Origin of the sequence: Phenylobacterium sp. (assembly GCF_031181185.1) — a bacterium.
Taxonomy (GTDB): Bacteria; Pseudomonadota; Alphaproteobacteria; order Caulobacterales; family Caulobacteraceae; genus Phenylobacterium.
On the sequence record NZ_JAPSKZ010000002.1, the window covers coordinates 46052 to 52990 of the forward strand.

At 68.4% G+C, this 6939-nt stretch carries 5 protein-coding genes and 1 tRNA gene; 3 read left to right on the forward strand and 3 right to left on the reverse strand.

Going from position 1 to position 6939, the window contains the following annotated elements; translation table 11 throughout:
• Nucleotides 1-132 precede the first annotated feature (132 nt).
• Nucleotides 133-3081: a TonB-dependent receptor domain-containing protein gene (locus RIF93_RS00470; RefSeq protein WP_309087356.1), complete on the reverse strand. Its 2949-nt coding sequence runs from the start codon at nt 3079-3081 to the stop codon at nt 133-135.
• Nucleotides 3082-3299: 218 nt separating this feature from the next.
• On the opposite strand from RIF93_RS00470, the gene RIF93_RS00475 reads away from it, so the two are divergent.
• A complete protein-coding gene (locus RIF93_RS00475) occupies nt 3300-4439 on the forward strand; it encodes a zinc-binding dehydrogenase (RefSeq protein WP_309087358.1) in 1140 nt (379 codons plus the stop codon).
• A 45-nt stretch (nt 4440-4484) separates the two neighbouring features.
• Here RIF93_RS00475 and RIF93_RS00480 read toward each other — a convergent pair.
• Together RIF93_RS00480 and cpdR are read right to left on the reverse strand one after the other, a co-directional pair.
• Nucleotides 4485-4559, reverse strand: a tRNA-Val gene (locus tag RIF93_RS00480).
• Between the two features lie 74 nt (nt 4560-4633).
• Nucleotides 4634-4990 carry a cell cycle two-component system response regulator CpdR gene (gene cpdR / locus RIF93_RS00485; protein ID WP_309087360.1) on the reverse strand — a complete coding sequence of 119 codons (357 nt, stop codon included), beginning with the start codon at nt 4988-4990 and terminating at the stop codon, nt 4634-4636.
• Nucleotides 4991-5092: 102 nt separating this feature from the next.
• Between cpdR and RIF93_RS00490 the strand changes: the two genes are divergently transcribed.
• Both RIF93_RS00490 and RIF93_RS00495 read left to right on the forward strand, forming a co-directional pair.
• On the forward strand, nt 5093-6004 hold the full coding sequence (locus tag RIF93_RS00490; RefSeq protein ID WP_309087362.1) for an N-formylglutamate amidohydrolase: 912 nt from the start codon (nt 5093-5095) through the stop codon (nt 6002-6004).
• 334 nt (nt 6005-6338) lie between these two features.
• A partial coding sequence (locus RIF93_RS00495) for a GTP-binding protein (RefSeq protein WP_309087363.1) occupies nt 6339-6939 on the forward strand: 601 nt, incomplete at its 3' end.

Below are 6939 nucleotides of genomic sequence, written 5' to 3' on the forward strand. Positions count from 1 at the left end.
CGGACGAACGATCACATCAAACTTCCGGTACGGCAACGTACCCCATTTCGGAATCGTACCGGTGTTACCAAAATGCCAAAGAAAAGCGCCGCCGGACGAGTCCGGCGGCGCAGGCTTGCGGGATCCTGGCGACTAGAAGCGCTTGGTGACGCTCAACTTGAATGTCCGCCCCAACGGGTTGGCGGTGAATGGGTCGTAGCCCAGGTCCAGCCGGGCGAACGGCGGGTCCTCGTCGAACACGTTGTCGACGTCGACGACCACCGTCGTGTCCCAGGGCGCCTGTAGCCGGTAGGTCACGTCCACTGTCGTGAAGGCGTCGATCTTGCGACCTTCGTTGGATTTCACGACCGGGGCGCCAGTGGCGTCCTGGAGGACGGTGGGCGCGAACGGCGAGGTGCGCTGGTCCGTGTAGCTGTCGATGTGGTTCAGCTGAACGCGCAGGTTGTGCGCTCCCGACGTGTATTCGGCGTACAGCTGCGCCTTCCACTGGGGCACCGGCACGATCTGGGTCTGGTAGTTCAGCTTGTTCACCCCCGAGAAGGCCGGCGAAACCGTCACGCCTTCGACCTCGGTGGCGCCGACGTCGTACTTGTTCACGTAGGTGACGGTGGCGCCGAAGCGCATCGAGCCGCCCCACATCTCGCCGGCGTCATAGGTGGCCAGGATGTCGACGCCGTCGGTCTTCACCTGCGGGCCGTTGACGTAGAAGGTGCGGATGCGCTGCAGATTGGCGACCGCGCAGTTGTTGCCCGCGAATACGAAGCGCGACTGCAGGCCCGCCAGGGCGGCCTGGCCGCAGTTCCCGGTCCCGGTCCCCGTGGGGAACAGGGTCGAGAACATGCCGCCGACCGGTTCGGGCACCAGCGGGTTGTCGAAGTCGAAGCTCCAGTAGTCGATGGTGGCCTGGAAGCCGCCGGTCTTGGCAATGAAGCCGACCGAGTAGGTGAACGCCTCCTCAGGCTCGAGCGACTCGTTACCGATGATGTCCACGGCGCGGAAGGCTCCGCCCAGGAACTGCAGGCTGGTGACCTGCCCCGGATCCATCCAGGTCAGCGGCGGGGCCCGGAAGGTAGTGCCGACCGTGCCGCGGACGGCGAAGATGTCGGACAGCTGCCAGCGGACCGACGCCTTCGGGTTGAAGGTCGTGCCGCCTTGCGATCCGTAGTCTTCATAGCGAGCGGCGAGCTGGGCCTGGATGCTGTCGGTGAACGGCAGGCTCACTTCGGCGAAGGCCGCCCACACGTCGCGCTTGAGGTCCGAGGGCGTGCCGCCGCCGAGGAACAGGAACGGTCCGTTCCGGACCGAGCAGTTCGTCGTTCCCGTCACCGGCGTGTCGATGCAAGGCGTGACCGTCAGGTCCGTGAGCGCGTCGTACTCGGCCTCGAACCAGTTCTTGCGGAACTGACCGCCGACCGCCCAGCCGATGGCGCCGCCGCCAAGGTCGATGCCCAGCTCACCGTTGAAGACCGCGTCGGCCACGAAGATGCTGCTGGTCAGGTCGGTGCCCGTCGGCTGGAAGAACCAGCGGATCAGCTCGGGGTTGTTCGCCACCGCGGCGCTGTAGTTCGGGTTCGTCTGACCCGTCAGCGCGTTGGACTGAATGGCGTTCGAGAACGGGTTGAACCACTGGCACCCGTTGGCGCCCGGCGTCGTGCCCGTGCAGTTCGGCCCGCCCAGGCCGCGCAGGGCCAGCTGCAGGCGGCTGACCACGGCGTCGTAGCCGATCCGGACCAGGTTGTCGGTCATGTAGGTGGCGGCGAAGTCATAGCCGATGCCGTTGCCGAACTCGCCGTTCAGGCTGGCCGAGACCCGCCAGGCCTCGTGCTTGCGGCTGCCGTGCGAGGACTGGTCGCTGAACAGCGGGTTGCCGCCCATGCTGAGCGGACGGAACAGCACGCCCGGGATGTAGGCGCCGGTGGCGAAGGCCGGCAGCTGTCCCGGGTTCTGCTGGCGGTACAGCGCGAAGCCGGGGTTGTTGGCGGGCACGAAATAGCCGGCGGCGAAGCCCGACGTCGCGGCCGGGTTCGTGGTGGCCGTCGGCGACTGCAGCGCCAGGTAGGACGGCGAGGTGTCCCACTCCGGGACATCCGTCTCCGAGTAGAGGCCTTCCAGGTGGAAGGTGCTGTTCTCGGCGATCTCCCAGTTCAGCTCGCCATAGAGCTGGAAGCGGTTCTCCTTCTCCACGATGTTGTCATAGGGCGTGTAGTTGAACGCGCAGGCCGGGGTCGTGCCGCTGAAGGTGGGCTGGCCGCCCAGCGGCGCACAGCCGACGTCGCGCTGCAGACCCATCGCAGGCGTGAAGGCTCCGGTCGTCGGGTTGTTGGTCAGCGGCAGGAAGGCGGTGACGGCGTTGCCCGTCGACCAGCCGGTTTCCGGGCTTTCGAAATAGCCGGTCAGCGCGAAGTCCCGCTCGCGCACCGACAGTTCGGACCGGTGCTGATAGCTGCCCGACAGCAGGACGTTGATCGCCCCGAAGTCCTTGCCCCACAGCGCCGAAGCGCCCCAGTCGCCCCGAGACCCGTCGATGTAGCGGTAGTTGCCGTTCAGCTCGAGGCCGTCGAAGCCCTTGCGGGTGATGAAGTTCACGACGCCGGCGATCGCGTCCGAGCCATAGGTGGCCGCCGCGCCCTCCTTCAGCACTTCGATCCGGCCGATGGCCGCCTGCGGCAGGAGGTTGATGTCCGGCGCGTCGGCGCCGATCGGCGCATTCACCATCCGCCGGCCGTTGAACAGCACCAGGGTGCGCGACGCCCCCAGACCCCGCAGGTTGACCGTCGCTGCGCCTTCCGAGCCCTGCGCCCGGGAGTCGAACTGGTTGGTGTCGCCTAGGACGCCGTTGGAGGCCGGCATCGCCTTCAGGAGTTCGACAGCCGATGGCGTGCCCTGCCGCTCAAGCTCGTCGGCGCCGATCACATCCACGGGCAAGGCCGCGTCCTCGGGCGTGCCGCGGATGAATGAGCCCGTGACCACGACCTCGCCGACCTCGGTGGGCGCCTGTTGCGCGGCGGCTTCGCCCGCCCATCCGAACGCCAGGGCCGCAGCCATGGCGGATGCGCTGCAGAAGAATCTGCTTTTGATCATCTGGTTTCCTCCCCTCGGCGCCTCTGAAGCGGGCGCCTGAGCAAGGGGAAGTACGGACCATTTATTTCAGCTGCGCCACATAAATTTCGGTGTTCCACCAAGCTTGGCCGTCAAAAAGGCGCCCATTGCGCAACGCGATGCCCCAAACCGGCTCTTCAGCTTCGGGCCGCGCGGCCCTATGTCGGAGACGCGCCAAGCCGGCGCTTGAGGAGGGACGCATGTCGAAGGATCAGGCGCTGGAGCTACGTAGTCTGCTGCGCACGGACGGGACGCTGGAGCTGTCGCTGGCAGAAGTCACGGTCCCGGAACCAGGCCCGGACGAGATCCTGGTGCGGGTCGAGGCGACGCCGATCAACCCCTCTGACCTCGGACTGCTGCTCGGTCCCGCTGACCTCTCGACGCTGAAGGCCGAAGGATCCGCCGACCGGCCGGTGGTCACCGCCGCGGTTCCGCCAGCTGGCATGAAGGCGCTCGCCGCCCGCGTGGGTCAGTCGCTGCCGGTCGGCAACGAGGGCGCCGGCGTCGTCGTGGCGGCGGGCGCCTCGCCCGAGGCCCAGGCGCTGCTCGGTCGCACCGTGGCGATGATCGGCGGGGCCATGTACGCCACCCACCGCCGCCTGAAGGCTGCCGAGGTCCTGCCACTGCCGGCCGACGCGACGCCGGCCGACGGCGCCTCCTGCTTCGTCAATCCGCTGACCGCGCTCGCCATGGTCGAAACCCTCCGCCGCGAGGGCCACAAGGCGCTGGTCCACACGGCGGCGGCCTCCAACCTGGGCCAGATGCTGGTGCGGATCTGCAAGGCCGACGGCGTGCCCCTGGTGAACGTCGTGCGCAGCGCCGAACAGGAGACGCTCCTGCGCGACCAGGGCGCCGAATGGGTGGTCAACTCCAGCGATCCCGACTTCCAGGAGAAGCTGACCGACGCCGTGGCCGCCACCGGCGCCACGCTGGCCTTCGACGCCATCGGCGGCGGCCGGATCGGCAGCCAGATCCTTTCGGCCATGGAAGCAGCCGCGAACCGCACGGCCGGCGCGTACAGCCGCTACGGCTCGTCCACCCACAAGCAGCTCTACATCTACGGGGCGCTCGACACCCGACCCACCGAGCTGGTCCGCAACTTCGGTTTCGCGTGGAACATCGGCGGTTTCCTGCTCACGCCCTTCCTCGCGCAGATCGGACCCGAGGCCGCCGGCCGGCTGCGCCAGCGCGTGGCCGCCGAGCTCAAGACCACCTTCGCCAGCCGCTACACCGCCGAGATCGGCCTGGCCGAGGCGCTCGACCCGAAGGTGATCGCCGCCTACAGCCGCCGGGCGACTGGCGAGAAGTACCTGATCAACCCGCAGAAGGGCCTCGGCTGACCGGGAGCGGTCGGGCGACGTCGAGCCTGATGTTGTGAGAAGGGATGGTGGACGCGGCTGGGATTGAACCAGCGACCCCTACGATGTCAACGTAGTGCTCTCCCGCTGAGCTACGCGTCCGTATCCTTACGTCGGGAGGCGCGGGATATACCCATGCGCCCGGCCGCTGGCAAGCGCGACGCGCGGCCGATCTTCTAGGCCGCGATCATCCGGTCCACCTCGGTGACGATTTCCCGCAGGTGGATAGGCTTGGACAGCACCTTGGAGCCCGCCGGCGCCTTCTCGCCCGCCGCCAGGGCGACGGCGGCGAAGCCGGTGATGAACATGATCCGGAGGCCCGGGTGCTTGGCCGCCGCCTGGCGCGCCACCTCGATGCCGTCCAGGCCGGGCATCACGATGTCGGTGAGCAGGAGGTCCCACGGCTCGTCCAGATAGGTCGCCGCCTCGTCCCCGTCGGCGCAGGCCGTCACCTCGTAGCCGGCGCGCTCGAGTGCGCGCGCGAGGAAGCCGCGCAGGGAATCGTCGTCTTCGGCGAGCAGGATACGGGGCATCGTCACGGGTCGGCTGGGAATGAACGGCCACCATACCCTGCCAAGCGTAAACCCGCGATGAACCCTTTGACCCACGCGGGCGCTCAGCGTTCTATGCGGACGATGAATGCTTGGGAGCGCCTCGCCGGGACAGACCAGCCACAGGGGGCGCCGGCCGCCTACGAGCTTCGCCGCGCCGCGCCCGAGGGCGAGCCGCCGCCGACGCCGCTGGTGTTCGCCTCGCCGCACTCGGGCCGCCTCTACCCCGAGGACATGATGTCGGCCGCCGCCCTGGACGCCGTCAGCATCCGCCGGTCGGAAGACGCCCTGGTGGACGACCTGATCGCCGCCGCGCCCGAGTTCGGCGCGTCCGTCATCACCGCGAACTACGCCCGCGCCTACATCGACCTGAACCGCGAGCCGTTCGAGCTCGACCCGAACATGTTCGTGGACGAACTGCCCGAGTTCGCCCGCGCCCGCACCGCGCGGGTGGCGGCGGGCCTGGGCGCCATCGCCCGCGTCGTCTCGGAAGGCCAGGAGATCTACCGGCGCAAGCTGACGTTCGCCGAGGCCCGCGCCCGGATCGAGAGCGCGCACCGGCCCTACCACCGCGCGCTCGAGGGGCTGCTGGCCGAGGCGCTGGCCGCCCACGGGGTGGCCATCCTGATCGACTGGCACTCGATGCCGGCGGCGGCGGCCAAGGCCGGGGGCCGCGACCGGCCGTGCGACATAGTGCTGGGCGACCGCTTCGGCGCTGCGTGCGCGGGCGTGCTGCCGGCCCGGGTGGAGCGCGAGCTGGAGGCCTGCGGCTACCGCGTCGCCCGCAACACTCCCTACGCCGGCGGCTACACGACCGAGCACTACGGGCGGCCCGCGCGGCGCACGCACGCGCTGCAGATCGAGATCAATCGGGCGCTCTATCTGAACGAGGCGACGCTCGCGCCGACCAGCGGGTTTTCGGGGCTGAAGGCCCACGTCGAGCAGCTCACGCGCGCGCTCGCGGCCGCCGACTGGAGCGCGCTGAAGGGCGCGTGAGGCCAAAAAAAAGCCGCGCCCGAAGGCGCGGCAGTTCAATAGGGAGGAAACGCCCAGGAAGGGCAAAGGCGTCAGCGACGCCTAACAAGCGCTACCTACGCTGCACTGCACAAAAAGGCAAGGCCCGAGCGCATCAAAATTGCCACACTTCGGGTGTATTGCTGAATTTCCTGCCCGTAACCAGGGCGGGACCGCACCTGCTCATCACCTGTCCAAGGTCGCGCCGCACAATCATTTTCCACGCCATAGCGTCGCGGGAGGTGAGTTCTTGCTGGCGGCGCGGCCCGCACTCCCCTACAAGCCCGCCCTTCCTCGCCGCACGAAAAAACGTTCCATGTCGCTCCGCAACATCGCCATCATCGCCCACGTCGACCACGGCAAGACCACGCTCGTGGACCAGCTCCTCGCCCAGTCGGGGGTGTTCCGCGCCAACGAGGCGACGGTCGAACGCGCCATGGATTCCAACGACCAGGAGCGCGAGCGCGGGATCACCATCCTCGCCAAGTGCACCAGCGTGCTGTGGAACGGTAAGGCCGGCGAGACCCGCATCAACATCATCGACACGCCCGGCCACGCCGACTTCGGCGGCGAGGTGGAGCGGATCCTCGGCATGGTGGACGGCTGCGTGCTGCTGGTCGACGCCGAGGAAGGCGTCATGCCGCAGACGAAGTTCGTGCTGACCAAGGCCCTGAAGATGGGCCTGAAGCCGATCCTCTGCATCAACAAGGTCGACCGCGCCCACGCCGATCCGGACCGCGTGCACCTCGAGACCATCGACCTGTTCTCGGCCATCGGCGCCACCGACGAGCAGCTGAACTTCCCGCACATCTACGCCTCGGGCCGCAACGGCTGGGCGACGCTCGACCTGAATCAGCCGTCGGACAACCTGGCTCCGCTGTTCGACCTGATCGTCGACCACGTGCCGCCCCCGGCGG

Bases quoted from the DNA above. Each gene is read 5' to 3' on its own strand.
- RIF93_RS00490 (WP_309087362.1), top strand. From the start codon at position 5,093: ATGAATGCTTGGGAGCGCCTCGCCGGGACAGACCAGCCACAGGGGGCG.
- RIF93_RS00475 (WP_309087358.1), top strand. From the start codon at position 3,300: ATGTCGAAGGATCAGGCGCTGGAGCTACGTAGTCTGCTGCGCACGGAC.
- RIF93_RS00470 (WP_309087356.1), bottom strand. From the start codon at position 3,081: ATGATCAAAAGCAGATTCTTCTGCAGCGCATCCGCCATGGCTGCGGCC.
- cpdR (WP_309087360.1), bottom strand. From the start codon at position 4,990: ATGCCCCGTATCCTGCTCGCCGAAGACGACGATTCCCTGCGCGGCTTC.